The sequence below is a fragment of the Arthrobacter sp. efr-133-TYG-118 genome, assembly GCF_030209755.1.
Classification (GTDB): Bacteria; Actinomycetota; Actinomycetes; order Actinomycetales; family Micrococcaceae; genus Arthrobacter.
Genome location: NZ_JARVRH010000007.1, coordinates 185,224 through 207,537 on the forward strand (window position 1 = coordinate 185,224; position 22,314 = coordinate 207,537).

The window sequence follows — 22,314 nt, forward strand, 5'->3', positions numbered from 1 at the left end:
GCCCTTCGTTGTGTCGTTGTTGAAAGCTTGCCGGGGTCATCGCTCAGGCCCTAGAAGAAGCCGAGCTTGTTTTCGGAGTGGCTGACCAGGAGGTTTTTGGTCTGCTGGTAGTGGTCCAGCATCATGGCGTGGTTTTCGCGTCCAATGCCGGAGGACTTGTACCCGCCGAACGCGGCGCCGGCCGGGTAGGCGTGGTAGTTGTTGACCCAGACGCGGCCGGCCTGGATTTCCCGGCCTGCCCGGTAGGCGACGTTGCCGTTGCGGGACCAGACGCCGGCGCCGAGGCCGTAGAGGGTGTCGTTGGCGATACCGATGGCGTCGTTGTAGTCCGTGAAGCGCGCAACGGAGACCACCGGCCCGAAGATTTCCTCCTGGAAGATCCGCATTTTGTTCTGGCCCTCGAAGATGGTGGGCTGCACATAGAACCCGCCCGCCAGGTCGCCGTCAAGCTCCGTCTGTGCACCGCCGCTGAGGATCTTGGCGCCCTCGTCGAGCCCGATGTCGATGTAGGAGAGGATCTTCTCCATCTGTCCCACCGATGCCTGGGCACCGATCTGGGTGTCGGTGTCCAGCGGGTTGCCCTGGATGATTTTCTGCGTCCTGGCCACAGCGTCGGCCATGAAGGAGTCGTAGATGCCGTCCTGAACGAGGGCGCGCGACGGGCTGCTGCAGACTTCGCCCTGGTTGAAGGCATACAGGGTGAAGCCTTCGAGCGACTTGTCGTAGAAGGCGTCGTTGGATTCAGCAACATCGTTGAAGAAGATATTGGGGCTCTTGCCGCCGAGCTCCAGCGTGACCGGGATCAGGTTGGCGCTGGCGTACTGGCTGATCAGCCGGCCCGTGGAGGTCTCGCCGGTGAAGGCGATCTTGCGGATCCGCGGACTGGATGCCAGCGGCTTTCCCACTTCCGAGCCGAAGCCGTTGACGATGTTCAGCAGGCCGGCGGGCAGTAGGTCCGCGATCAGTTCCGCCAGGACCAGGATGGAGGCCGGGGTGTTGGAGGCGGGCTTCAGGACCACCGCATTGCCAGCGGCCAGTGCGGGAGCCATCTTCCACACGGCCATCAAGACGGGGAAGTTCCACGGGATGATCTGTCCCACCACACCAAGGGGCTCGTGGAAGTGGTAGGCCGTGGTGTCCTCGTCGAGCTGGGATAGCCGGCCTTCCTGGGCGCGGATAGCGCTGGCGAAGTACCGGAAGTGGTCTGCCGCGAGCGGGATGTCCGCGTTGAGGGTTTCGCGGATGGGCTTGCCGTTGTCCCAGGTTTCGGCGACCGCCAGCATTTCGAGGTTGGCATCGATCCGGTCAGCGATCTTGTTCAGCACTGCAGCGCGCTCAGTGGCTGACGTCTTGCCCCACGCCGGCGCAGCCTTGTGCGCGGCGTCCAGGGCGAGCTCAACGTCCGCAGCGGCGCCGCGAGCCACCTCGGTGAATTGCTTCCCGTTCACCGGGGAGACGTTTTCGATGTATCGACCGGTAGTTGGAGCCACCCATTCTCCGCCGATCCAGTTCTCGTAGCGGTCCTTGAACTGGACCTTGGATCCTTCTTGGCCGGGCTGTACATAAACAGTCATGGTCACTCCTCTGGAAAACAGACGTCTTCGTCCTGGCCCCCATGCTAGGGGTTCAAAGGTTGCGACCAGGCTGCAATGGGCATCCCACCGGATGCCCTCGTGGCCGATCTCCGGTGCGAATGGCGGTTGCAGCTTCCGTCAAAGCAGCGTAGTTGTGCCCGCTGACAAAGGCATCGCAGTAGGGCAGCGCAGCGGCCATGCCGCCCGCCAACGGTTGGTAGTCCGAACCGGCCTTCCTCGGATTGACCCAGACGATCCGGTAGGCAAGCCGCCGCAGCCGCGCCATCTGGGCGTCCACCAGTTCCGGCGCGTCCTGGGCCCAACCGTCGGAGAGCAGCACAATGACTGCGCCCCTGGCCAAGCCGCGGCGTCCATAGCCATCGATGAAGCGCCGGAGGCTCTCCGCCAGGCGCGTCCCACCCGCCCAGTCGGGGGCGGCCGCGGCTCCCAGGGCCAAGGCTTTATCTGCGTTCCGGTTCGAAAGCTGCCGGGTCAGCCTGGTCAGCCGGGTGGAGAACACGAACGCCTCGGCCTGTGCGCCGGCCACCGCGCCCTGCAGCAGGGAAAGGAAGACCTGTGTGTACGGTTCCATGGAGCCGGACACATCGCACAGGAACACGAGGCGGCGCGGACGCGGACGACGGCGGGAATAGACCAAGGAGCTTGCGTCGCCGCCGGTGCGCCGAGCCGCGCGGATGGTGCGCCGGAGGTCGAGCTTTGCGCCACTATGAGCCCATTGGCGTGTCCGCCCGCTTCGGCGCTCCGGGGTAGCCAGCACGATGCGCCGCACCAGCTGGCGCACGTGGGCAGCTTCTTCGGGTGTCAGCTCGGCGAAGGACTTCTCATGCAGGTGCTCGTCAGGGGAGGCCATGGCCAGGATTGCTTCGAACTCCGGTGCATTGGATTCTCTATCGTTCGCTCCGCCAGGGGCGGCGACGGGTGCCCCCGACGCCGGGACGTTACCGTCGGTGTGGGCAAGGCGTCGCTCGCTTGGAGCCGCCCGGGCGTGCTCAGCGCCGATTGCCGGTGGACTGTTGGCATCGCCGCGGGTGTCTGCCGGATCGAGCATCCCGTCGAATGCGGCCGAAAAGACGGCGTCGAATACCGGCAGTTGTTCGTGCGAAGAGACGAGCGCCACCCGGCACGTCCAGTACAGCGGCTCACGGGCAGTAGGGGGAACGATCCTGAGCGCCTGGGCAAGCCAGGCCGCGCGGTCCGGGGAGCTCGGCAACCCTGCACGGCGCAGCGCCGTGCTGAACCCCACCGCCAAAGACGCAGCATCCACGCCGGCCAAGCGATCCCTGAGCGCATGCTCAGTCATGGCCGCCGGCCACCCATGCCGGTCCGCGGGCCCAGGCAATGTCCAGATCGTCGCGATTCTTCAGGACCGAACCCCAGGTCTGTTTCACCGCAGCCGGGTCCAGTCGTTCCACGCCAAGCACCGTAAGGGCGGACACCCAGTCGATTGCCTCCGCGATACCCGGGGGTTTGGCCATGTCCAGGGACCGCAGCCTCGTGATGGCCGCTGCGGCATCCAGGGCGAGCGGCTCGGCGCTCCCGGGTACCCTGCGGCGAACGATCGCGGCGATGCGCTCCGGCCGGGGGTAGTCAATCCAGTGGTACAGGCAGCGCCGGGTCAAGGCGTCGTGCAGGTCCCGGGTCCGATTGGAGGTGAGGACGACGACGGGCGGGTGCGTGGCGCGAATGGTGCCCAGCTCGGGAATCGTCACCGCGGCCTCAGCCAACAGCTCGAAAGTGAAGGCCTCGAACTCAGCGTCGGCCCGGTCGATCTCGTCCAGCAGCAGGACAGCCGGACGCGGGCCGGGATGCTCGATCGCCTTCAGCAGCGGGCGGCGAAGCAGGTACTGTTCCCCGAAAAGGTCGGACTCCTCCACGCGGACGTCCCGGACCTCAGCCAAGCGGATGCCCAGGAGTTGGCGTTGATGGTTCCACTCGTACAGGGCCTCGCCGACGTCGATGCCCTCATAGCATTGCAAGCGATACAAGGGCGTGTCGAGCACCTTGGCCAGCGCCTTTGCCGCCTCGGTCTTCCCGACGCCGGCCTCACCCTCCAGCAAGATGGGTTGCGGCAAGCGGATGGCCAGGAACAATGCGGTCGCCAGTCCGACGTCGGCAAGGTAGTCGCCGTCGTCGAGTGCGGTCATGAGCGCGGAAACGTCCGGAACAAGACGCCGGACATCGTCTTCCGCACCCGCCCGCACCGGCCCGGTCATCGGTCACGTCCCAGCCGGGGCTCAAGACGCAGTGGCATAGCGTTCCGGATCGGCGAGGAAGGCCCTCCTGCATCCAGCGGAACAGAAGTAGTACGTCGTCTCAGCGAACTCGGCGTGCAGCGTGGACTCCACAGCCGCGACGCTCATGCCGCAGACCGGGTCCACGGCACTCGCGGGCTCCGTGCTCGCGGGCACCGGATCCGCCGTGGCGGTCTCCGGTCTCGTAGCCTCTACAGCCCCGCCAAGGTGGCGCACGGACACAAGCTCGGCGAGAATCGACAGCGCGATCTCGGCAGGCGTTCGGCCGCCCAGCAGCAGTCCGGCCGGGCTGTGTACGCGAGCACGCTGACCGTCGTCGACGTCGAGTGAGGCCAGGACGGCGGCGCCGCGCGTGCGGCTCGCGACCAGGGCGACGTATGGCACCCCTAGCCGGAGTGCGGCCTCCAATGCAGGCTCCTCGTCCCGGCCCTGCGACGCGACGATGAGGGCGGCGTCGTCGGCCCGCGGTTCCGCCGCGGTTCCGTCCGTGAGGTCCATGTCCAGGTCGAGGATGGCACCCAAAGCGCCCAAGGCCTGTGCCACGGGGGTCGCGCCGACCACCACCACCCGGGGAGCGGGCATCTGCGGCTCGAGGAAGATCTCCACCGCGCCGCCGCTGAGGCAGGGGTTTGCAACCTCGACGGCGCCCTCCTCGCGGGTGCGGGACGGCTCGCCGGGGACGACGCGCAACAGCAGGGGTTCGTGCTTGGACAGGGTCTGCAGGCCGTATTCGCGCACGGAGGCCTCTACGCAGGTGCCGCCAAGGAACCCGTCGATTTCCCCGTTGGCCAGCACCAGGGCGGTGTCCCCGGCGTGGGCGCTGGTGGGGTGCTGCGCGCGCACTACCGTGGCACGCACAAACGGTTCCCGGCGTTCCACAAGTTCCTGCGCCCTCGCCGCCAGGGCTTCTCCGTGCAGGGGCATGTCACACCGGTGGCCTGGCCCGGCCCTGCATGGCCTCCCATACCCGGGCCGGTGTGCACGGCATATCCATGTGCGTCACTCCATAGGGCGTCAACGCATCCACGATGGCGTTGACGATGGCCGGCGGGGACCCGACCGTGGCGGATTCGCCGATGCCTTTGGCGCCGATGGGGTGGTGCGGCGACGGCGTGACGGTAAACCCGGTCTCCCAATCCGGGACTTCCATCGCTGTGGGAATGAGGTAGTCCATGAACGAGCCGCTGAGGCAGTTGCCCTCTTCGTCGAATGCGATGATCTCCATGAGCGCCATCCCGACGCCGTCGGTCAGTCCGCCGTGGACCTGGCCTTCGATGATCATCGGGTTGATCCGGGTTCCGCAGTCGTCCACCGCGATGAATCGCCGGACCTTGACGTGGCCGGTCCCGGCGTCGACGTCCACAACGCAGATATAGGCGCCGAACGGGAACGTGAGGTTGGGAGGGTCATAGGTCACCTCAGCGTCGAGGTTGCCGTCGATTCCCTCCGGCAGGGCAACGGTGCCGTGGGCGCCGAAGGCGATCTCGGCGATTGTCTTGCCGGCGCTTGGATCGCCCTTGACGAACCAGCGGCCCTTTTCCCACTCGAGGTCCTCGGGCCGGGTCTCAAGCATCGCCGCGGCAATAAACCTCGCCTTGTCCCGGACCTTCCGCGCCACAAGCGCCACTGCGCCGCCGCTGACCGGCGTCGACCGGCTGCCGTACGTGCCCAGGCCGAACGGTGTTTGGTCCGTGTCGCCGTGTACGACGTCGATGCTTTCCGGCGGGATGCCGAGCTCTTCGGCCACGATCTGGGCGAAAGTGGTTTCGTGGCCCTGCCCCTGGCTCTGCACGGAGATCCTGACGACGGCCTTGCCCGTGGGATGGACGCGGAGTTCGGCGCCGTCGGCCATGCCGAGTCCGACGATGTCGAAGTGTTTGCGCGGTCCGGCGCCGACGGTCTCGGTGAAGAAGGAGACGCCGATGCCCATCAGTTCGCCGCGCTCCCGCTTTTCGCGCTGCTCGCGCCGGAGATCCTCGTACCCGGCCATTTGCATGGACAAGCGCATGGCGGGCTCGTAGTTGCCCGAGTCGTAAACCCAGCCAGTCTTGTTGGCGTAAGGGAACTGTTCCGGCTTGATGAAATTCTTCAACCGAAGCTCTGCCGGATCCATCTCCAGCTTCCGGGCCAGGATGTCCACCATGCGCTCCACCAGGTAGACCGCTTCCGTCACGCGGAAGGAACAGGCATAGGCCACACCCCCGGGGGCCTTGTTGGTGTAGACACCCGTGACCTTGCAGTAGGCCGCCTTGAGGTCATAGCTCCCGGTGAAAATGGAGAAGAAGCCGGCCGGGTTCTTGGTGGGCTGCGCAGTGGCATTGAAGGCACCGTGGTCAGCCAGGACGTTGGTCCGGACCGCCAGGATCTTGCCTTCCTTGGTGGCCGCGATCTCGCCCTGCATGATGTAGTCGCGGGCGAACGACGTCGACATCAGGTTTTCCGAGCGGTCCTCCACCCACTTCACCGGCTTGCCGGTGACAATCGAGCCGACGACCGCCAGGACGTAGCCGGGATAGATGCCCACCTTGTTGCCGAAGCCTCCGCCGATATCGGGGGAGACGATCCTGATTTTGTGCTCCGGAATGCCGGCCACAATCGCGTACAGCGTCCGGTGGGCATGCGGCGCTTGGGTTGTTTCGTAGAGGGTCAGCCTGCCGTCGATCGGGTCGAAGTCCGCGACGGCGCCGCAGGTTTCCATGGGTGCCGGGTGCACGCGCGGATACACGACCTCCTGGGCGACGACGACGTCGGCAGCGGCGAACACTGCCTCGGTTTCAGCCGCATCGCCGATCTCCCAATCGAAGATCCGGTTGTCCGTCCGGCCTTCGATATCGTCACGGATGACCGGCGCGCCGGGGTCGAGGGCGTGGCGGGCATCAATCACCGGCGGCAACATGTCGTATTCGACGTCGATCAGTTCCAGGGCGTCGCGCGCGGCGTAGCGGTCCTCCGCGACAACGAAAGCGACCTCCTGGCCCTGGAAGCGGACCTTGTCCGTGACAAGAACTGCCTGCACGTCGGCCGACAGCGTGGGCGCCCACGCGAGGTTGAGGGCCTGCAGGTCTTTGCCTGTGATGACGGCCAGTACCTTTGGATGCGCCAATGCTTCGCTGGTATCTATTGAGACCAGCCGCGCATGCGCAACGGGTGCGCGCAGGATGGCTCCATGCAGCATGCCGGGCAGCACGATGTCGTCGATGTAAGTGCCCTTGCCGCGGACGAACCGCGGGTCTTCCTTGCGCTGGAGGCGGCCGAACCCGATCGGGCGGCCCGGGTCTCCGGCCGCCGGGTTGGGTGCATGCTCCTGGGTGGTGGTCATGCCGTCACCTCTTCCGCGATGGCCCCTCCGGCCGCGCCGTCGTCCGTCTCAGCGTCCGCACCAGTGTCCCAACCGGGCGGGTGCGCGGCGGCCCATTGCACCGAGCGGACAATGGTCGCGTAACCGGTGCACCGGCAAATCTGGCCGGAAATGGCCTGGCGGATCTCGGTGTCGTCGGGATGCGGGTTGCGGTCGAGCAGTGCCCTGGCGCTGAGCATCATTCCCGGAGTGCAGAATCCGCATTGCAGTCCGTGTTCCTCCATGAACCCCTGCTGCACCGGATCGAGCGTGCCGCCGGCGGCCAGTCCCTCGACGGTCCGGATGTCGTGTCCATCAGCCATGGCTGCAAGCACGGTGCACGATTTCACCGGCTGGCCGTCCATCAACACGACGCAGGTTCCGCAGTTGCTGGTGTCGCATCCCCAGTGCGTGCCGGTCAATCCAAGGTTTTCGCGGATGAAATGGACCAGCAACACGCGGGGTTCGACCTCCCGGGTTACCTTGTCCCCGTTGACCGTCATGCTGATCTGCATTGCCTTCAGCCTTCCTGTGCACCTGCGGCGCGTGCACAAGCACGGCGCAGGACCCTGCGGGTGAGTTCGTCGGCCAGATGCCGTTTGTAGTCGACCGGTCCACGCTGGTCGTCAACCGGGTGGCAGGCGGCGGCTGCGATGCGGGCGGCCTCGACAAACAGGTCTTCATGCGGCTGCTGTCCGCGAAGCACGGCTTCGGCCTCGGGGACGGTGCCGTCCAGCCCGACCGCTGTCAGGCCGATTGCGGCCTCTTCCACGGTGCCGTCCGAAGAAAGCCCGACGGCGGCCCCGGCCGCGACGATTGCCCAGTCACCCACCCGGCGTTCCACCTTTTCATAAGCGCTGCCCGAACGTGGGCGAATCGTGAAGCGGACTTCGTACAACAGCTCGTTCTGCGCCACGGCGGTTTCGTAGGGGCCGCGGTGGAAGTCCGACATGGCCACCATCCGTTCGCCGTCGGGCCCGCGGATCACGGCCTGCGCTCGCAGGACGTCGCAGACAGTGGAGAGGTCTTCGGCCGGATCGGCTTGGCAAAGTGAGCCTCCGATCGTGCCGCGGTTGCGGACCACAGGGTCCGCGATCACCTGCTCGGCGTCGCGGATTATCGGAAAGAGCCCGGCGACGTCGGCGGACTCGAGGAGTGCTGTGTGTCGGGTTAATGCGCCTACACGCAACTGGTCACCTTCCCGGCGGATGAATTCCAGTTCCGTCAGGTCGTTGATGTCGATCAGCCACTCGGGCCGCGCCAGGCGCAGCTTCATCATCGGCAGCAAGCTATGTCCGCCTGCGATGATGCGCGACTCGGGACCATGGCGTTCGAGGAGGGCCAGCGCGTTTGCGACGTCGCTCGCGCGCTCATAATCAAATGGAGCCGGAATCTGCATTGTCCACCCCTTAGGGCCAGACGTCCTGCAGGTCGTAGGACGCGGACCTATGATCAGTCTTGCCCGCGTCATTGTGGGTGTCAACATGGTCAAGGGGGCAAGATCACGGCCGTTTTGACTTGCAAAAATAATGTCCTAAGCAGTGTCCTTTTCGCGACGTTCCGCCCGTCGTCATGGTGTATCAACCGATAAGGAGGAGTCATGGTGGAGTACCCGCTTTTCATTTGCAACGACCCGGCAGCGCCGGAATGTGTCGCCGCCGAGGACAACATCGTGGAATGGGTGGCCGAGATGGAAGCCCGGGGCGTGAGAGTTCGTAGAGGCACATGAGCTGGGTGAGGAAGCGAAGTTCGTGAGAAACAACGGCGGCGGAGCTACCGTGACCGATGCGGAGAGCGTTGACACTGTTCCGGGCCGCGAGGAGACTTTTTCCTGGGGATGCCTCGTCGAAAGGAGCCCCAGATGTCGTGGCACGTCGAGGGTACGTATTTTGAGAATTGCAACTGCGACATGGTCTGCCCCTGTTCTACTTCCGGGCTGACCGCACCGGCGGATAACGATCGCTGCAACGTGGCCTTGGCCTTTCATGTGGACACCGGTGAGGTAAACGGCGTCGACGTCGGTGGCCTGACGGTCTGCGTCGTCGCCGATACACCCGCCCTCATGAGTGACGGGGGTTGGAAGCTCGGTGTTCTGATGGATGCCGCGGCCTCGCCCGAGCAGGCGGAAGCACTCGCTGGCGTCTTCGGTGGCCAGCTCGGCGGGCCGATGGAGGGCCTGACACCCTTGATCGGTGAAATGGCGGGAATGGAGTCCCTGGAAATCTCCTACACCGACGACGGGCGCACGCACCAGGTTCGCGTTGGCAGTGCAGTCGACATGGCTGTGGAGGACTTCGTGTCTCCGCTTGATGCTACGGGACTCGGAGTGAAGATCAGCGGGATAGGATTCCCGGCGGACACCCTGGCGGCCGGCATGTCGAGCACGGCCCGCGTGGACGTGTTCGGGATGAGCTGGGACAACGCCGGAAAGAACTCCTTCTCGGCACCGTTTGCCTGGTCGGCTTAGGCGCGGCCGCATCGTTCCGGCTCATCAACGCCGCTGCTCAGCCATTGACGTCGTGAACGGCAGGACGAGCCGCGATTGGTGAGTGGCGTCGCGGTAGATCTTGTGGGTGACGGGGCGGCCCACCGGAAGGTGGAAGGCGTCCGGAGGGAGCAGCGCATTGTGCTCGTCGGCCAGCGGCTCGCCGTTGGATAGTTCAACCGTGAGGCGATGACCCGGCTTGAACGTGTTCGCGAACGGGTAGAGGCGCAGCACGTACTCCTCGATCGCGCCGGGCTGCACCGGTACGGATCGTGTGTGCGGGTGGTACGGGTTGCCCTCGGTGGTGCGTTGGTCGAGCTCGCGATGCGAGGCCTTGAGGTAGCCGGTGGTGATCAGCTGGCGTTGCCCGCTCGGGGCAGTGTCCCAGAGGCGCAGGATGAAGTTGGTGTCCACCTGGTCGATTTCCGCGAAGATATGCGCCGCCCCGGCACCGATCAGCTCCTTGGCCTCCTCGAACGGAGCGGTGTTCCAGCTCAGGATCTCCACCTTGTCTGTCACCGTCAACGGGGCTTGGTAGAAGCCGTCGGGGGCGGCGTACTCGGCGCCCATTGGCTCCGGCTCTTCCGACAGCTTGTGGCGCGGGCGGAGGTAGAGGGACTTGTATTCGATGTCCTTCGGCGGCCAGTGCTCGGCCATCACGAGCTCTCGCGAGCCCTCCACGAAAACGCTGACGGGCGGCTCGTCCATGACCCCGTTGTCGATGCCCTTGATCCAGTAGTCATACCACCGGAACATTTTGTCGTGCTCCTCGATGAAGGGGCGCGACTGCATGGGCGGGTAGGGGCCGATGGTCAGCTTTTTCGGCCCCTTCAGTGCGTTGTACAACTCGATGGTGCCGTCCAGGGTCCACCCGCGGCCCTGGTCGAGCTGCAGCCAGACCGGGATGTCGATGTTGGGGGCCAGCGTGATCGGGTTGCGCTCCTCGTACCATTCACCGTCCAGTTCGTTCATGACGATGTCGAACCAGGCCTCGTGGTTCCTGGGATAGTTCAGTACGTGGACCAGGTTCGGCCAAGCGGCAATGTCCGGATCTTCGAGGCGCATGGCGACAAGCTTCTTCAGTTCCTCCGGAGAATGCTTCTCGATCATGCGGGACTTCACGTTGTCCGTGAAGGCCCAGCCCGAGTCCCCTCCGCGGCCTTCGCGGGCGGCACGCGGCATGAACCACATGATGCCGCCGTGGTAGCTGGTCTCGTAGAAGTCGTAGTGGCCGCCGGAAACGAAGATCGCCTTGAGGTGCGGCGGCCGCTCGGCGGCGGCCAGCACCTGCATGGAACCGAAGTAGGAGATGCCCACCATCCCGACGTTGCCGTCGCACCAGGGCTGCGCGGCAACCCATTCGATGAAGTCGTAGGCATCCTGGCCGAGCGAAACACCACCGGCGTTGTAGTTGCCGATGTGCTCGCCGCCCGAGAATCCCGAGCCGCGGAGGTCGCCGATGACATGGACATAGTCCTCTTTGACGATGCGGGCGATGTCCCCGGCCTCGATGCAGCCGTCCCACATGGGGCTGGGCCGTCGCTGCGGGGGAGTGGTGAGGGCGAGGGCCTGCAGCTCCTTGCCGTACGGGCTGAGGGCGACCAATGCCGGCCGAGGCTTGTCGTCGGGGCCATGGTAGGCGTCTGCGGCAAGCTCGATTCCGTCCCGCATCGGAACCCGGAGGTCCTTGCGGACAGCAATGGCCTGCCCGCTGGCATTCAGCAACTGAAAGTCATCCATGAGTGGTTACTCCTCATTTTCGGTCGAATGGTCCAACGTGGTGCGGTACCCGTGGAGGGTGGTGAAGAACGGGGAGGGCTCCAGCGTGGGATCCCCTCCGTAACCAAGGCCCTCGGCCACGCGGGCGAACGGAGAGTAAGGCGAGGCCGTATCCTGCAGCCCGGAGGTCAAGCAACCGCAAGCCGCGTTTCTGACACGGGCCTCGATCTCCAGGCTCCCGTGGAGCGCTTCCGTGGCCTGTCCGGCGTCGAGCTCCACGCCGTATGCCGTTCCGTCCGCGCGGCGGTACGGGTGCCCCAGGTACAGATGCCGGGGACGGACTTCATCCCGCAGGTACTCAAGGCTTGAGCGGTAGGCCGCCGGGTCCACGAACCCCGGGAAGCCATTGGCCGCTCCGTGGACCTGCACCGCGTCGCCGACGAACACGTCATTTTGCCCGTCGACGACGTATGCGACCGACCCCGGGGTGTGGCCCGGAATCGAACGGACCGAAACGGTGACGCCCCCGCCCAGCGAGAGGGTCTCGCCGCCCCGCACCAACAGCGTCGGCTCCATCTCGCCCGAGATCACGGCATACGTGGCCTCTGTGAGCTTTGCCTCGCCGTCGGGCTCCTGCACATACTGCGCCCGCCCGGAGAGGTATTCGTCCACATGGGCCCGGCGCGAGCGCAGCAACGGTGCGTCAGCCTCGTGGATGACCACTTGGGCGCGCCGTCCGGTGAGCTCCCACAGTGCGTATGCGCCGCCGATGTGGTCGATGTGTCCGTGGGTCAGCAGGATCCAGCGGACGTCCTCGATCCGCCGTCCGATCGCCTCCAGCGCAGGCACCATGCCTTCGGCGGGGGATGAAGCGATCCCGGTGTCGACGATGGCAGGTTCGGGGGCGTCGATGTAGAAGCTGTAGAGGCCGAACCGGCCCCACGGCGAGACGAGGGGATGGACAGCTACCGGCTTCGTCATTTCCCGGCCCCCGCGTTCAGGAATTCACCCGTCTCCTCGAATGCCCGGTAGAGCTCCGGGATCCAGGAGAAGTGCTGAACAAAACCATGGTTGGCGCCGCGGTACCGGGTCACTTTTGTCTCGACCCCGGCATCCGCCAGGCGCCGGCCGTAGAGTTCGCCTTCATCCCGGAGGGGGTCGTGCTCGGCGGTGATGACTAGCGCTGGCGGCAGGCCGGCGAGATCTTTCCGCTTGATGGGGGACACGCAGGGGTCCGCAGGGTCGGCCCCGCTCTCCAAGTAGAACGAGTTGAACGGCTTGAGGCCCGCCGTCTCCAGTCCGTATCCTTCGGCGTTTTCGACCAGTGACGGGTAACGCTCGGCGTCGAAGTCCAAGTCCAGCGACGGGTAGAAGAGGACCTGGTGGGTGATCCGGTTGAACCCGTCGTCGTGGGCTTTCGCGGCGACGGCGGCAACGAAGTTGCTGCCGGAGCTGTCGCCGGCGATGGCGAGGTTCTTCCCGTCCCACTTCAGGCTTCCGCCTTTCCCGGCCGCCCAGCGGACCACGCCGTAGCAGTCATCAAGGCCTGCCGGGAATGCCGCCTCTGGAGCCAGTCGGTAGCCCACCGCGATGACCTTGCGGCCGGTTTCCTTGGCCAGGGCCCGCGCTACGTGGTCGTGGGTATCCAGGCTGCCCAGGAAGAATGCGCCGCCGTGGAAGTACACGAGCAGGCCATAGGACTCCGCCTCCATAGGCGAGTAGATCCGCACCGGCACCTCGCCCGACGCCGTCACAGCCGTGGCGTCCTCGACGGAGTACAGCGGTAGCCGCTCCGCCAGCGGCGGGACCTGGGCGGCCTCGCCGGCGCGCATGGCGCCGGGGTCCAAGGGGGAACCCTCGGGTTCCGGCAAGGTTGCCAGGACCTTGGCGATTTCAGGACGGATCGCCATGGCGTTCAGGCCCTCGCTTCTGCTGTTGCGGTGGTGGGCTGCCCGGACGTGGGCTTTTGGCCAGGGAAGACATCGTTGACCTCTTCCTCGCTCCAGCCTTGCCGGGAAATGCGCTGCAGCTCGTCGGTCACTGGCTTCCGGGTTGCCTGGAACAGGGCCAGCGCCTCCTTGACGGTGCCGGCCTGGGCGAGTGCGTCGGCGAGTGCGCCGGCGTCCTCGATGGCGGAGTTTGCCCCTTGTCCTTGGTGGTGCAACATGGAGTGCGCCGCGTCGCCCATGAGCACAACGGAGTCGGTGTGCCACGAGTCGACCGGATCGATGTCGTAGACGGCGCGGATGTTGACCGTGTTCATGTCGAGGCCCCGGGTGATGTTCACAATGCGCTCGTCGAATCCGCCGACTGTTTCCAGGAGGCTTTCCTTGCTTACCTCGGGCGCCCAGGTACCGTCCGGATTCAGGGCGGTGATGTCGAATGAGACCTGGTTCCGGTGGCGAAGCGGCAACAGGTAGACCTTGGTGCCCTTGCCAATGTACATCCGTAGGTTGTCGTCGACCACCAGGCCAAGGGCGTCGTCGGCGGGAATCACTACACGGTAGGCGTGTTCTCCGGAGAACACGGGGCCTTTGTCGCTGAACAGCTGCTCGCGCACCACGGATTTGATGCCGTCGGCGCCTACCACGAGGTCTGCCTCGACTGTGGTGCCGTTCGTGAAGGCCAGTTCGGAACGGCCATCCTTTTCCTCGATCTTCTCCAGCTTGTGGCCCAGGTGCACCACCCCTTCCGGGAGAACGCCCAGCAAGGCCTCGATGAAGTCGCCGCGGTGGATGAGGTAGGTGTGGGCCTGCCCGCCGAACTCCGGCCAGGTGTCCTTCATGATCGGAACACCTGCAGCCGTGAGGATTTCGAAGTAGTCGCTCGGCGAACTGACCTTGGCGATCTCATCGAAGATCCCCCACTTGCTGAAACGGTCCATGGTGGCGGGACGCAGTCCGATGCCGGCACCGACCTCGCGTATCCGGGAGGCCTGCTCGTACACGTTGACGTTCGCACCGAGAAGGCTCAGCGCCTTGGCTGCAGCTGCGCCGCCGTACCCCGCGCCGACGATGGCGATGTCGAGGTTCCTGATGTCTTCAGCTTTCATTTGCTTGGATCACTTTCTTGACCCCTCCTTGGCCCGCGCCAAGTCTGGGGAAACGGGTAGGTTATGCTGCCAGTCCGGAAGTCAGGCATCCAGCGACAGGAAGTCGGCCGGGTTGTCCTCGAGCAAGAGTTTCAGCGTCGCGTCGTCGATTCCCGCCGCGCGCATGTCGGGGATCATGTCCTCGAAGATGTAGTTGATGGTGTGGCCCTTGACGCCCGGCCAGCCCAGCGGGCTGCAATTCGCGTCCGCCGAAACGAGTAGCTTGTCGGCGTAGCCCTTGTTCACAAGGCTCACGAAGTGCTGCATGCGTTCGGCGCGCTTGCGGCCCCAAAACGGGGGATCCGGAAGCTCGAGGTCGTAGCCGAAGGTATCGAAGCCGATACGTCCGCCCTGCTCATAGATCCAGTCGTGCGGGGTGATCGGGGCGTTCAGTCCGTCGTCGGCGTGGCCGAAGAGTACGCGGTCCAGCGAGAGGCCCTCTTCGTTGAAGATGGACACCGCCGGTTCGGGGTCGATGGCCAGGTGGGTCAGGATGGGTGCCCCGGTGACGACGGCGGCGCGGGCCGCGGCCCGGTAGATGCGTTTGTCCAGGTCTGTCATTCGTCCACCGCGGCTCACGCCGACCTTGATGACACCGGCCTTGGCGCCAGTGTTTCCGATGCCGACGGTGATCTCGTGGATGAACACCTTCGCGAGGTAGTCCACGGTGGCGCGGGAGAAGTGCGGCAGGGCGGTGTCGCCGCCGACGAACCCGGTGCAGGCCACTATGTGCACGCCGGTCTTCCGGGACAGGGACTTGTAGTAGTCGACGTCGCGACCGTTGCAGATACCTGTGGCGTCTACGAAGGTGCCGCCGCCGTATTCGCGGAACTTCCGCAGCTTCGGCACGGTTTCTTCGTAGGCCTGTTCCGGGGACTTCCACCATGTGGTGTCTAGTTCGGAACCCGGCATGCCGTAGCCGATGTGTTCGTGGACCGCCACGATTTCCAGTTCTTCGGCCGGAATGGTTCCCAGCACTGTGTTGACCATTGTCATTCGTTCACCTCGGGGGTTCTAAAGCTTGTTGCGGGTCGGCAGGGCGTGATTAGCGCACGGTCAGCAGCTGGCGCGGGTTGTCCACGAGGATGCGTTGGGCGTCCTCGTCGCCCAAGCCGTGGGCCTTGAGATAGGGCACGAACGTGGACAGGACGTGGCTGTAAGGCACCTTGTATTCCGGGAGGCCCTTGGCTACTCCGATCGAGTTGCCCGAAAGGATGATCTTGTCGGCGTGGCCGGCATGCACGAGCCCGAGCACTAGTTCTGTGCGTTCCTGGTCCGTGAGGTAGCCCGGATGATCGTTCAAGCCCACGTGGTCGACGCCGACGAATGCTCCGCGGCGGGCCACCTCGAGGGCGCAGCCGGCAGCGTCCCTGCGGTCCAGGTCTCCGACGAGCACCCGGGCGGCTCCGATCTGCTCGTCCAGGACGATGTCCAAATCGTGTAAGGCGTCGGCGCCGAAGCGGATGGAGACCGGCACCCCGGTATCCTTGGCGGCGCGGGCGGAGCCGCGAAAGAGGCTTTCTTCAGTCGGGGTCATGCCGTAGCGGCTGGCGATGGCGGCCACTATGCCGGCGGCGGCTCGACGCTCGACCCGTGGAACCACCATCCCTTCAGTGACTTCCTTGCCGAAGAGATCGGCGAACTTCTCGGCAGGCCACGGAGTGGGTGGATTGGTCTGTGGGGTCAGGAAGTACCCGCCGAGTTCTTCCTCGGGGCCCAGACCCGTGGAGGCGACGATGTGGACGCCGGTGGAGCGGGAGAGTGCCTCATAGAGTTTGAGGTCGCGTCCGTGGAACATTCCGGTGCTGTCGACGATCGTTTGCCCGCCGTGCTCGCGGAACTCCGTGAGTTTCGCAGCCAAGTCTTCGAAGATCTCGGCCCGGTCCATGGAGATGTCGGGCGCGTACTGGGCGCCGGGGAGCACTGACAACAAGGCTTCGTGGACCGCGACGACGCCCAGTTCAGAAGCAGGTAAGGGACCCAGGACCGTGTTGACAGTTTGCCCGGCGGGGGCATCAATCGCGTTGGCGGTGCCGACGGGGGTGTTGTGACTCACGGGGCTTCTCCCTAAAGGTCGGGGGTCTGAATGCAGGGACACTGCGGAGTGTGACCATGCCGTCACTCCGTTGCGGTGTAGTCAGCATCACACCTTGCTTTACATGATGTCAAGCAAATTATATTCCCGTATATTCCTTGACATGCTGTAAACATTGGCTCCACACTGTCTCATACAGCCCCCAAGAACCAGATCGAACGGAACAAAGGAGTTTCATCGATGAGTCAGACCATTTCCTTACAGGGCCGCGGCTCTGTAAGAGCCACTTTCGTGGCCGCCTACAGCGCGGTCACCCTCGCGCAGATCACCAACGCATTGCCTGGGGCCCTGAGCGGCACCTTTGCTGTGGAATTCCACACCTCGGGCGCTGGCCTGACCTGGATCGCGGGTATGTTCCTGATGGGCATTGTTGTATTCGAGCTCAGCTGGGGACTCCTCGGCGACATGTTCGGACGAAAAAAGCTGCTCTACGTCGGCGCTGTGGTCAGCATCGTCGGTTCCGTCATGGCTGCGATGGCACCTACCACCGGCGTCATGATCGTGGCGCAGGCCATCGGCGGCATCGGGGCGGGCATCCTCTTTCCCATTTCGCTTTCCATGATCGCGGCGATCACCCCCGATCACCGTGCACGGGCGAAGGTCATCGCCACTTGGGCAGGGTTCCTGTCACTGGGCGCGGTGATTTCCCCGATGCTCGCCGGGTTTACGGCGCAGTTCTTCACGGTGCCGGGCAGCGCGCCGGGCGCCCCGAACGCCTTCAGCGGCTGGCGTGCGGCCTATTTGCTCGCGGCCGCCGTTGCCGTAGTAGTGCTACTCATAGCGGTCCGGGCGAAGGATTCCGCAGCCGCAGAGGGGCGCAAGCTGGACCTGCCCGGGCAGCTCACTCTCGCCGTCGGCCTCATTGCCGTCCTCTACGCCACGGTGACGGCGGTCGACGCCGGCTTCGGCAGCGCGCAAGTGGTTGCAAGCTACATCGCCGGCGGTGTCCTGCTCGTTGCTTTCGTCGTCATCGAGTCACGCACCGCGCAGCCGCTGATCCACCTGTCGCTGTTCAAGAACAGGTCCTACTCGATCACGGGCATTGTGGCAGTCACCGGCATGTTCGCCTTCCTCGGGATCTGCTTCAGCACGAGCGTCGCCGTCAGCGGCCTGGCCCTTGCAGAGACCTGGAAGGTCGGGGTGCTGTTCGTCTTCATCCAAGGCCCGGCATTCGCCTTCATCCCGGTTGTCGGGTGGCTCATCCACCATGTTGCTCCACGCTGGGTCCTCACGGCGGGCTTCGCTTTTATGGCCGTCTCCGGTTTCTGGCTCTCAACGTTCGCCCTCGGCACTCCAGAGACTTTCGGCGGTACCCCGTGGACGGCGTTCATTCCGCCGCTGCTCCTGCTGGGTATCGGCTTCGCCCTCACGGTCGGCTCCGTCACCGCCGTGGCCATCAACACCGTCGCGGCCCAGCAGATCGGCATGGCGTCCGCCACGACGAATCTGTTGCGCGACCTCGGCTTCGCCCTCGGCCCAGTCATCGGCTCGGCCATCGCCTTCGGCATCGGAGCCACGGTCTTCGCGGGTCCTCTTGCCGGGAGCCTCGGGGCGGCAGGCTTGCCCGCAGACGCTGTGGCCGGACTGGCGCATGTGCCGCCCCTGGGCTTCCTCTCAGGCTGGGACGGCGTCGTCGCCCAATTCTCCGGCCAGGCAGCGGCAAGCGGCGCACCCGCCCAAGCGGTCGATGGCATGGTCAAGGCCCTCGTCGCCGCCAAGCCACATATCCAGGGCGTCGCCGGGACCTCCCTCGGCCAGGGCTTCCAAGCTGTCTACCTCTCCGCGGGCATCGCGGCGACCGTCTCCGCCGTTCTCACCCTCTTCATCTCCGCACGGTCCTCGGCACCTACCCCCGATGCCATTGCGGAGACCACCGAAGCAAGCGCCGAGGCCGCCGTCCAAGACCTCCGGCGCTAACCCGACCACCTACCATCCGCAAGGAGAACACCGTGACTGCACCCATCGAATCAGGCATCGACATCTGGGATGACGACGTCCTCGTCGATCCCTATCCCAGCTATGCGGCGCTCCGCGAGCAGGCTTCTGTAATCCACCTTCCCAAGAACGAGCTGTACGTCCTGACCCGCTACGACGCCATCCGCGATGCGCTCGGCGATCCGGAGTCCTTCTCGTCGACCAGCATCGGATTCAACCCCATGGTGAATGAGGCACTGCAGGGCACCTCCCTGGCCTCCGACCCGCCGCTCCACGCGCAGCTCCGCGCCACGCTGTCACAAAACCTCACTCCGCGGGCCCTTCGCGGCCTCAAAGTCGTCATCGACGAAAAGGCCGACAAGCTCGTCGCGGATCTGGCCGCCAGCGGCAGTTTCGAGGCCATCGATGCCCTGGCCCGGGCCTTCCCGATCGAAATTGTCGCCGACCTCATTGGCTTCAGCGGCCACGTCAAGGACAACATGCTGCGGTGGGGCCAGGCCGCGATGCAAGTCATCGGCCCGCTGAACCAGCGCACCCAGGAGAGCTTCCCGATCGCCGGCGAGCTGTACGGTTGGTGTTCCTCGGTCACGGCCGACGACCTCACTCCGGGCTCGATCGGCCGAGGCATCTTCGACGCCGAGACCCGCGGCGACATCCCCAAAGGCTCGGCGGGGCACATCATCCACCAGTACCTCGGAGCCGGCGTCGACACGACCATCGCCTCCATCGGCAACATCGTCGCCCTGTTCGGCCACCACCCCGATCAGTTCGAGCTGGTCCGGGAGAACCCGGCACTGGTTCCCGCGGCGTTCGCCGAAGTGCTGCGCTACTGGGCACCCGTCCACATCTGGGGACGCAAGGCAACCCAAGACATTGAAATCGATGGAGTCACGATTCCTTCAGGCGCCCAGGTCGGCATCCTCTTCGGTGCCGGCAACCGGGACCCGCGCCACTACGCGAATCCCGACACCTTCGATGTGAAACGCAACCCCGTGGACCACCTCTCCTTCGGCTACGGACCGCATGGATGCGCTGGCCAGGGACTCGCGAAACTCGAGGCACACGCGATCATCGAAGCCCTTGCCCGCAGGGTGAAGAACCTGACCCTCTCCAAAGAGGTCCGAGAGCCTAGCAATATTACCCGGAGCTTCGAGGTGCTCCATGTTGAAAAGGTCGTGGCAGCATGAGGATTGAACTGGACCGTCCCCGCTGCGAAGGCCACGGCCTGTGCGAGGAAGCCGCGCCCGCGCTGATGCACCTGGATGACGACGGCGACTTGGTCATCGACGTGCCGGACGTGGATGGGGCCGGGCTCGATGCCGCAAAGGCTGCGGTCAGGGTTTGCCCGGTCGCTGCGCTCAGATTGGCTGCGGCATGACCGTGCGCAGGATTGTGGTGGTGGGCAACGGCATCGCCGGGCTCACGGCCTGCGACTCGTTGCGTTCGGCGGGCTTCGACGGCGAGTTGACGGTGGTCGGCGCCGAGCGCCACCAACCATACAGCCGTCCCGCCCTGTCGAAGGCGCTGCTGCACGGGTTTGATTTGCAGGCCCACCGACTTCCCGAGCCGGGCCACGAAGCCACCGAGCTGCTGGGCGTCAGCGCAACGCGGCTGGACGTCGACGCCAGGCTGGTTCATCTGGACGGCGGCGATGAACTGCCGTATGACGGCCTCGTTATCGCCTCCGGTTCCCGGGCGAAGCGCCTTAGGCGAGGAGTGCAAGGGCATGGCTCCTCCCGGGAACTCACGCTGCGCACCATCGAGGATGCGATCCTGCTCAAGGAACGGCTCGCATCGCGTCCTTCGGTGGTGGTGGTCGGCGGCGGGCCGCTCGGAATGGAGGTCGCCTCGGGCTGCCTGCACGTTGGCTGCGATGTCACGCTCGTCTCCGACGCCAAGCCCCTCTCGCGCCAGCTTGGCGACCATCTGGCGGACATGTTCACCTCCGCTGCCATCCGGCACGGATTGCGGGTGGTTGCCGGCGGGCGGGCCCGCCTGATGGACGACGACGCCGGGACACGCGTTGTCCTGGCCGACGGCACCGAGCTCCGGGCTGACCTCGTGGTCACCGCCGTCGGCGATGAGCCGAACACCGACTGGTTGGCCGGAACCCGGCTTCTCGTCGACGGTTCGCTGCGGGTCGACTCCCGCGGCAGGCTCCGGCCGGATATCGTCGCCGCTGGCGACGTGGCGTTCTTCCCGAGCAGTCGCGGGATCAGGCGGGTGCCCCTCTGGACGAGTGCCATCGACCAGGCGAGGTCCGCCGCCGTCGGACTGCTCAGGGGCGACGCGGCGCCCGAGTTCACCTTCCAGCCGTACTTCTGGACCGAGGGCTTTGGCATGTCGCTCAAGTCAGTCGGTTTCACGCCCGTGGTCGGAGCACCGGACTACTGCCAGCCGGGGGAGGACAGGGACTCGATGCTCCTACGCTGGGAGGACCAGGACGGCTCCGGGACCGCCGTGGCGATCAACTACCGGATCCCTGTTCCGAAATTGCGTCGACTGGCCGACTCGGGCCCGCGAGCGCTCCGTCCGGCGCCGGCCTTGAAGCTCTGAAGTGCGATCTCGCGTCAACAGGGACGCTCGCCCAGATATATGGCCAAACACCAGGACGCTCGCTCAAATCATGTGAGCGAGCGTCGGCCTGAAATACCTCAAAGGTGAGCGAGCGTCCGGGGAGGAACGGCGCAGGGGCGGGACGACGGCACAACGGGATTGCCGCCGTCGGGCCCCAACGGACCGGTCCCGGCACATCAACCCAGACCCTCGCTCAGATATATCGCCGAATTCCAGAACGCTCGCTCGGATATATGGCGAACCACCAGGACGCTCGCTCAGATATATGGCCAAACACCCCGACGCGTGTCTCCTTTACGGCATGTCAGGCCGCTTGGCGACGCGCATCCTTTGCTCTTCCTCCGCACAATTGCCGCACACCACGGTTAGGATTGATCTATGTCGTCGTTGCGAGAAGCCCAGAAGCAGCTGACCCGCGACATGATCGTCGAACGGGCGCTCGAGCTCTTCACCGAGAAGGGCTACGCTGCCACTACGATCGACGAGATCGCCGCTGCTGCCGGCACCACCAGGGTGACTTTTTACGCGTACTACCCCTCGCGCAGTGACCTGATGAGGGACTTCATGGCGCGTGTCAACGCTGTACTCGACCGCTCGGATGGTCCCGACAGGGCGTCGACCGCCGTCGAGCTCGTCGACGTGGTGCGGGAGGGCAAACTGCCGGGAATCCTTGCCTGGCTCGAGTCGCGCGCTGCGCTGTGGCCGGTCTTCCGGCCGTACCTCGACGTGCTCGACGAGGCCGCCGCGGTCGATCGCGAAGTGCGGACCTTGGTGGAAGGATGGCATGGTGAAGTCATATCCGACATCGTCCGCGGCATGCAGCTGGCCGGCCGCTTCCCTGAAGAAACGCACCACATCCGAGGAACACTCGCCTTCACCCAGCTCGACTACGTCGCGACGCTCTGGACGCGCCGTAAGTTGGAGCCAAACCGCGACCACGCGCTCGAAGTGCTCGCCGACAGCTGGTACCACTTGCTCTGCGACGAAAGATAATCAAGCTAGGAGTCCACATGAGCTATAAGTATCGAACCGTCCGGGTTCGCGGCACCCAGTTGGTCGGAACCATTGCGCGAAAACACGGCAGCGCGCCGGAGATCTATGAAACTTCGAAGGACGCGAACACTTCGGTAGTTCCCGTGTTTTTCGAGGCAACGGGAGAGATCCGCTTCTTCGACAGGTCAATGCTCGAGGACGTCGTGACGCCGGCAAGCTAGCAGCAGTCGCGCGT

20 protein-coding genes are annotated in these 22,314 nt (G+C 65.2%); 7 read left to right on the plus strand and 13 right to left on the minus strand.

What is annotated here, in order from left to right; translation table 11 throughout:
- Window positions 1-50 precede the first annotated feature (50 nt).
- From exaC to QRN59_RS07010, 7 genes are read right to left on the minus strand one after another with little or no spacing between them, the layout of a single operon-like run.
- Window positions 51-1,574 carry an acetaldehyde dehydrogenase ExaC gene (exaC, locus tag QRN59_RS06980; RefSeq protein ID WP_284981774.1) on the minus strand — a complete coding sequence of 508 codons (1,524 nt, stop codon included), beginning with the start codon at window positions 1,572-1,574 and terminating at the stop codon, window positions 51-53.
- Between the two features lie 52 nt (window positions 1,575-1,626).
- Window positions 1,627-2,895, minus strand: a complete 1,269-nt coding sequence (locus QRN59_RS06985; protein WP_284981775.1) for a vWA domain-containing protein — start codon at window positions 2,893-2,895, stop codon at window positions 1,627-1,629.
- Window positions 2,888-3,808, minus strand: coding sequence for an AAA family ATPase (locus QRN59_RS06990; protein WP_284981776.1), 921 nt, complete (start codon window positions 3,806-3,808; stop codon window positions 2,888-2,890). Before QRN59_RS06990 ends, QRN59_RS06985 begins: the two co-directional genes overlap by 8 nt.
- A 21-nt stretch (window positions 3,809-3,829) precedes the next feature.
- Window positions 3,830-4,771, minus strand: a complete 942-nt coding sequence (locus QRN59_RS06995) for an XdhC family protein (protein WP_284981777.1) — start codon at window positions 4,769-4,771, stop codon at window positions 3,830-3,832.
- A 1-nt stretch (window position 4,772) separates the two neighbouring features.
- The gene (locus QRN59_RS07000; protein WP_284981778.1) at window positions 4,773-7,166 is read right to left on the minus strand and encodes an aerobic carbon-monoxide dehydrogenase large subunit; all 2,394 of its coding nucleotides are present in this window, start codon (window positions 7,164-7,166) and stop codon (window positions 4,773-4,775) included.
- Window positions 7,163-7,699, minus strand: coding sequence for a (2Fe-2S)-binding protein (locus QRN59_RS07005; RefSeq protein ID WP_284981779.1), 537 nt, complete (start codon window positions 7,697-7,699; stop codon window positions 7,163-7,165). The genes QRN59_RS07000 and QRN59_RS07005 overlap by 4 nt, the downstream gene beginning before the upstream one ends.
- Window positions 7,700-7,704: 5 nt before the next feature.
- Window positions 7,705-8,583 (minus strand): FAD binding domain-containing protein, encoded by an 879-nt coding sequence (locus QRN59_RS07010; RefSeq protein WP_284981780.1) that lies wholly within the window; start codon window positions 8,581-8,583, stop codon window positions 7,705-7,707.
- A 462-nt stretch (window positions 8,584-9,045) separates the two neighbouring features.
- Between QRN59_RS07010 and QRN59_RS07015 the strand changes: the two genes are divergently transcribed.
- The gene (locus QRN59_RS07015; protein WP_284981781.1) at window positions 9,046-9,651 is read left to right on the plus strand and encodes a DUF1326 domain-containing protein; all 606 of its coding nucleotides are present in this window, start codon (window positions 9,046-9,048) and stop codon (window positions 9,649-9,651) included.
- A gap of 24 nt (window positions 9,652-9,675) precedes the next feature.
- On the opposite strand, the gene QRN59_RS07020 is transcribed toward QRN59_RS07015, so the two are convergent.
- From QRN59_RS07020 to QRN59_RS07045, 6 genes are all read right to left on the minus strand, one after another.
- Window positions 9,676-11,409, minus strand: a complete 1,734-nt coding sequence (locus tag QRN59_RS07020; protein WP_284981782.1) for a CocE/NonD family hydrolase — start codon at window positions 11,407-11,409, stop codon at window positions 9,676-9,678.
- Between the two features lie 6 nt (window positions 11,410-11,415).
- Window positions 11,416-12,369 (minus strand): MBL fold metallo-hydrolase, encoded by a 954-nt coding sequence (locus tag QRN59_RS07025; protein ID WP_284981783.1) that lies wholly within the window; start codon window positions 12,367-12,369, stop codon window positions 11,416-11,418.
- The gene (locus tag QRN59_RS07030; RefSeq protein ID WP_284981784.1) at window positions 12,366-13,298 is read right to left on the minus strand and encodes an alpha/beta hydrolase; all 933 of its coding nucleotides are present in this window, start codon (window positions 13,296-13,298) and stop codon (window positions 12,366-12,368) included. The genes QRN59_RS07025 and QRN59_RS07030 overlap by 4 nt, the downstream gene beginning before the upstream one ends.
- A 5-nt stretch (window positions 13,299-13,303) precedes the next feature.
- Window positions 13,304-14,440, minus strand: coding sequence for an FAD-dependent monooxygenase (locus QRN59_RS07035; RefSeq protein WP_284981785.1), 1,137 nt, complete (start codon window positions 14,438-14,440; stop codon window positions 13,304-13,306).
- Between the two features lie 81 nt (window positions 14,441-14,521).
- Window positions 14,522-15,475, minus strand: a complete 954-nt coding sequence (locus QRN59_RS07040) for a phosphotriesterase family protein (RefSeq protein ID WP_284981786.1) — start codon at window positions 15,473-15,475, stop codon at window positions 14,522-14,524.
- 49 nt (window positions 15,476-15,524) lie between these two features.
- Window positions 15,525-16,535 (minus strand): phosphotriesterase family protein, encoded by a 1,011-nt coding sequence (locus QRN59_RS07045; RefSeq protein WP_284981787.1) that lies wholly within the window; start codon window positions 16,533-16,535, stop codon window positions 15,525-15,527.
- Between the two features lie 219 nt (window positions 16,536-16,754).
- Here QRN59_RS07045 and QRN59_RS07050 point away from each other — a divergent pair, with 219 nt between their 5' ends.
- The 6 genes from QRN59_RS07050 to QRN59_RS07075 all read left to right on the plus strand — a co-directional run bounded on the left by QRN59_RS07050 (window position 16,755) and on the right by QRN59_RS07075 (window position 22,300).
- Entirely contained in the window at window positions 16,755-18,491 is a 1,737-nt protein-coding gene (locus QRN59_RS07050) for an MFS transporter (RefSeq protein WP_284981788.1), read from the plus strand.
- Window positions 18,492-18,523: 32 nt separating this feature from the next.
- Window positions 18,524-19,696, plus strand: a complete 1,173-nt coding sequence (locus tag QRN59_RS07055; RefSeq protein WP_284981789.1) for a cytochrome P450 — start codon at window positions 18,524-18,526, stop codon at window positions 19,694-19,696.
- On the plus strand, window positions 19,693-19,887 hold the full coding sequence (locus QRN59_RS07060) for a ferredoxin (protein ID WP_284981790.1): 195 nt from the start codon (window positions 19,693-19,695) through the stop codon (window positions 19,885-19,887). Before QRN59_RS07055 ends, QRN59_RS07060 begins: the two co-directional genes overlap by 4 nt.
- Window positions 19,884-21,065 (plus strand): NAD(P)/FAD-dependent oxidoreductase, encoded by a 1,182-nt coding sequence (locus tag QRN59_RS07065; protein WP_284981791.1) that lies wholly within the window; start codon window positions 19,884-19,886, stop codon window positions 21,063-21,065. Before QRN59_RS07060 ends, QRN59_RS07065 begins: the two co-directional genes overlap by 4 nt.
- Before the next feature lie 399 nt (window positions 21,066-21,464).
- Complete coding sequence (locus QRN59_RS07070; RefSeq protein WP_284981792.1) at window positions 21,465-22,079, plus strand: TetR/AcrR family transcriptional regulator; 615 nt, start codon at window positions 21,465-21,467, stop codon at window positions 22,077-22,079.
- Window positions 22,080-22,096: 17 nt separating this feature from the next.
- Window positions 22,097-22,300, plus strand: a complete 204-nt coding sequence (locus tag QRN59_RS07075; protein WP_284981793.1) for a hypothetical protein — start codon at window positions 22,097-22,099, stop codon at window positions 22,298-22,300.
- The last annotated feature ends 14 nt before the right edge of the window (window positions 22,301-22,314 follow it).

Excerpts from the sequence above, each read along its gene's own strand:
- QRN59_RS07060 (WP_284981790.1), top strand. The coding sequence starts at position 19,693 with ATGAGGATTGAACTGGACCGTCCCCGCTGCGAAGGCCACGGCCTGTGC.
- QRN59_RS07040 (WP_284981786.1), bottom strand. The coding sequence starts at position 15,475 with ATGACAATGGTCAACACAGTGCTGGGAACCATTCCGGCCGAAGAACTG.
- QRN59_RS07025 (WP_284981783.1), bottom strand. The coding sequence starts at position 12,369 with ATGACGAAGCCGGTAGCTGTCCATCCCCTCGTCTCGCCGTGGGGCCGG.
- QRN59_RS07015 (WP_284981781.1), top strand. The coding sequence starts at position 9,046 with ATGTCGTGGCACGTCGAGGGTACGTATTTTGAGAATTGCAACTGCGAC.
- QRN59_RS07070 (WP_284981792.1), top strand. The coding sequence starts at position 21,465 with ATGTCGTCGTTGCGAGAAGCCCAGAAGCAGCTGACCCGCGACATGATC.
- QRN59_RS07030 (WP_284981784.1), bottom strand. The coding sequence starts at position 13,298 with ATGGCGATCCGTCCTGAAATCGCCAAGGTCCTGGCAACCTTGCCGGAA.
- QRN59_RS06995 (WP_284981777.1), bottom strand. The coding sequence starts at position 4,771 with ATGCCCCTGCACGGAGAAGCCCTGGCGGCGAGGGCGCAGGAACTTGTG.
- QRN59_RS07075 (WP_284981793.1), top strand. The coding sequence starts at position 22,097 with ATGAGCTATAAGTATCGAACCGTCCGGGTTCGCGGCACCCAGTTGGTC.
- QRN59_RS07035 (WP_284981785.1), bottom strand. The coding sequence starts at position 14,440 with ATGAAAGCTGAAGACATCAGGAACCTCGACATCGCCATCGTCGGCGCG.
- QRN59_RS07020 (WP_284981782.1), bottom strand. The coding sequence starts at position 11,409 with ATGGATGACTTTCAGTTGCTGAATGCCAGCGGGCAGGCCATTGCTGTC.
- QRN59_RS07010 (WP_284981780.1), bottom strand. The coding sequence starts at position 8,583 with ATGCAGATTCCGGCTCCATTTGATTATGAGCGCGCGAGCGACGTCGCA.
- QRN59_RS06985 (WP_284981775.1), bottom strand. The coding sequence starts at position 2,895 with ATGACTGAGCATGCGCTCAGGGATCGCTTGGCCGGCGTGGATGCTGCG.
- QRN59_RS07065 (WP_284981791.1), top strand. The coding sequence starts at position 19,884 with ATGACCGTGCGCAGGATTGTGGTGGTGGGCAACGGCATCGCCGGGCTC.
- exaC (WP_284981774.1), bottom strand. The coding sequence starts at position 1,574 with ATGACTGTTTATGTACAGCCCGGCCAAGAAGGATCCAAGGTCCAGTTC.
- QRN59_RS07050 (WP_284981788.1), top strand. The coding sequence starts at position 16,755 with ATGAGTCAGACCATTTCCTTACAGGGCCGCGGCTCTGTAAGAGCCACT.
- QRN59_RS07000 (WP_284981778.1), bottom strand. The coding sequence starts at position 7,166 with ATGACCACCACCCAGGAGCATGCACCCAACCCGGCGGCCGGAGACCCG.
- QRN59_RS06990 (WP_284981776.1), bottom strand. The coding sequence starts at position 3,808 with ATGACCGGGCCGGTGCGGGCGGGTGCGGAAGACGATGTCCGGCGTCTT.
- QRN59_RS07005 (WP_284981779.1), bottom strand. The coding sequence starts at position 7,699 with ATGCAGATCAGCATGACGGTCAACGGGGACAAGGTAACCCGGGAGGTC.